This is a genomic window from Haliscomenobacter sp. (genome assembly GCF_040403615.1).
Taxonomy (GTDB): Bacteria; Bacteroidota; Bacteroidia; order Chitinophagales; family Saprospiraceae; genus Haliscomenobacter.
The window spans coordinates 1-3,237 of record NZ_JBBAKG010000228.1 but is presented as its reverse complement, the minus strand read 5'-3'; the positions used below and the strand labels follow the sequence as shown (position 1 = coordinate 3,237).

2 protein-coding genes are annotated in these 3,237 nt (G+C 48.7%); one reads left to right on the top strand and one right to left on the bottom strand.

The window, feature by feature from the left end:
* Positions 1–93 precede the first annotated feature (93 nt).
* Positions 94–828, top strand: a complete 735-nt coding sequence (locus tag ABW391_RS29005) for a M15 family metallopeptidase (RefSeq protein ID WP_353485402.1) — start codon at positions 94–96, stop codon at positions 826–828.
* A 33-nt stretch (positions 829–861) separates the two neighbouring features.
* On the opposite strand, the gene ABW391_RS29000 is transcribed toward ABW391_RS29005, so the two are convergent.
* On the bottom strand, positions 862–3,186 hold the full coding sequence (locus ABW391_RS29000) for a PDZ domain-containing protein (RefSeq protein ID WP_353485401.1): 2,325 nt from the start codon (positions 3,184–3,186) through the stop codon (positions 862–864).
* Between the last annotated feature and the right edge of the window lie 51 nt (positions 3,187–3,237).

Here is a 3,237-nt window from a genome sequence, read left to right as displayed (position 1 = left end):
CCGTTCGACTTCCTATTCAAAACCCAAAATCGGGAAGTTAATTTTTCTGCGTTACATAGCATCTCTAAATTTCGCCGGAACAAAAAAAACAACATGAAACAACTGCTCCTATTGCTGCTTTTGCTTCCTTTTCTCGGCATGGCGCAGCAGCCCAGCTTTGATTTGCCCAAAAGCAAGTACGGCCTACCAGTGGTCAATGACGTGGAGATTTACAAAAAGATCGTGCAAGCTGATCCCAACAACGAATTGCTCGATTTGAGGAAACTCATTCCCAATGCCCAATTCAAGGTGACTTATGCCACGGCGGAGAACCTCGTACACCGGCCATTGTACCCCACCGCAGATGTATTCATGCGCAAACCCGCCGCTCTGGCGCTTAAGAAAGCCAGCAAAAGCCTGAAAAAACAGGGCTATGGCCTGCTGCTTTACGATGGATATCGGCCCTACGAGGTGACGGTCATTTTTTATGAAACCATCAAAGACACCACCTTTGTGGCTGACCCGCACAAGGGCTCGAAGCACAATCGGGGCATGGCCATCGATCTTTCTTTGTACGACCTCAAAACTGGAAAGCCCCTGCCCATGCCTTCCGATTATGACGAAACCACTCCCCGTGCTTTTCACAGTTACATGGAAACTACACCTGAAGCCATCGCCAACCGGAAAATCCTTCGCGATGCCCTCGAAAAGGTCGGCTTCGAAATCTATACCTGGGAGTGGTGGCACTACGACTTCAAAGGCTGGAAAACCTGCTTTACCTACGACATTTGGCACAGCAAAATTCGGGCTGCCAATGCGGAATTGCATAAAGTAGTGGGGCAAAAATAGCCAGCAATCCTGCTTGCTGCCAATTTATGGTCTTTACTCCAGGTCAATCACCAGATTTTGCAGGGCCTGATTGCGCATCACTTGGATAGACAATTTTCCTGTCCACAGCACCTTTTCATAAACCAGGAGCAATGCTTCTGCGTGTGTGATGACTTCTCCGTTGGCCATGCGGATCACATCCCCTTTTTGGACTCTCGATTTGGCCAGTGGAGATTGGGGGGATAGCGCGGTAACGATTACCCCATTCTCATCGGGTAATCCATATGCTGAGCGATCGCCTAGCCCGTTGACGGATTTGATTTTGGCGTTCAGCCAACTGAGCTCCTTGAGCGTTTTTTCGTTGGAAATAAACAACAAATCCGGGATACGCGGTTGCGCAGCAATTTTTTTCAAAGCAGGTTTTTGCACCCCAAACCGATCCATTGGAAAGTTTTCGAAGCCGATGTCAAAAGCTTTACTCCCCTTGACCAACCTGAAATCGGCCTCACCAGGATTGACAAATTGCAACTCGCCGGCAACACTCTCGGAATCCGTACCATTGCTTTTCGCTTTTTCCAAATAAGAGGCATTGCTGAAGAAATTATAGTTGATGCTTTTGCCCCAAAAATCGATGCCAATCGGGAAATAAGCCCGCATAAATACATTGCGCTGGATCACATCGCCGCTGTTTTTGAACCAGACATGGGGATGCAAGGAGTTGTTGATGAAAATATTGTTTTCGGCTACCCGGAAATAGCCCTCGCGGAATTTCAAGCCACCTTTCAGGAAAACATTGTTGTAGAGGTGGTAATTGGAACTGCCATCGTCCAGGTCTACATCCCAGCCGTGATCGCAGCGAAAGCGGTTATTGCGGATTATGGTGGTGTATTGCGCATCCAGCAAGGCCATTTGGATGTTGTTGTCATTGTTGAAATGCCAGTAGCGATCGCGCCCCCAGGAGTTGAATGCACCGTGGTCACTGGTTTCCAGCACGGTTTCAAAAGCGTCGTTGTACTCAATGAGGTGCCCCCCAAAAGCGCCATCGCCCACATTGATGGCCGCACGAGGCACTTGATAAATACTGTTGTGGCGTACGGTGATCTGGGCAGCCACCTGAATTTCTACTCCAGCCACTTGTTTTTCTACCCGCCCAATGTGGTGAATGAGGTTGTCTTCGATCAGGCATTGACGGGGATATCGGTGGTTTTTAGGCCCGGGTACCTTGTCCATTTGCTGGGGTAGCGTCACCTTTGCATACTGATTGGGCACACTGCGCACTGCGGAAGTATCGCCCACAACACAAATGGCACTGGCTCCGATGTCATAAAAATGGCAACCTCGAATATTGGCTTGAAGGTTGTAGCGATTCACAAAAACGGCATTGCCCCCCAGGTTGCGGAAGGTACAGTCAGCGATGGTGCAGTTTTCGGTATTTTCAAATACCACCGCTGCACCCCGATAAATGCACCAATCACTGCGCAAAAGTGGCTCGTATTTTTCCATAAAAGTGCGCTCGGCATTGACGAAATGAATGCCTGTGATGCTGACGTTTTTGAGGGGTGCATCTTCCTGTCCCCTGAGTTCAATCAGGTGCTTGAGGTTGGAAGTCTCGATTATGGCAGTGGCCAGATTAAGACCTGCGGGTGGAAAATAATACAAGGTTTTTTCTGCGGTATTGAAGTACCATTCACCTGGCGCATCCAGTTCTTCAAAGATATTTTCGACAAAACGATACCTGGCATGCATGCCCGAAGGGCGGTTGTTCTGGGTGCCGCCTTCCAAGAGCAATTCGTTTCCTTTCTTCCCAATGATGCGGTACTGAAACCCGCCCCACTGTCCTTCATGCATGGCGTGAATGAAGCCATTTTGGGGATTCTGCCAGCGGCTGACTCGCTCTGGGGAGATGGCGTCGGCGGCAAAACCATTGAAGACCTTCACCGTATCGGTATAGTTGGGATAGCGCGCTAAAATTTGTTGTTTTCCATTCACAAAAAGCTGCTCAAAGGCTGGATTGTCCAGATGGGCTTTCCAGAGCTTGCCGCTTGCTTTTTGCCATTGCAGTTTTACGCTTTTGCCTCCACTGAGGGTTACCAAATCATAGTTGTAGTTGGAGATGTTCAAGGTTTTGCCCCTCCATTTTGAAGCATTGATGAGTAGCGTTTTGTTCAGGTAATAAGTGCCAGTCAGCAATTGGATGCCAATGGTTGGCGCTTTGGCGTTTTCTGCCAGGTTCAGGGCTTTTTCAAGCGTGGCAACCGGGGTTTGCAGGGTACCAGCGTTTTGATCTTTGCCTGATGGCGAGACATAGATGGTGGTTTGGGCAGTGGAATGAGCGATAAACAAGCAAATACTGATGAATAAGTAAAAGTGCTTTTCCATTTTTGAGGGATTGTTCAACGTGAAGCAAAAAAGGCCAGTACGGAAACCATA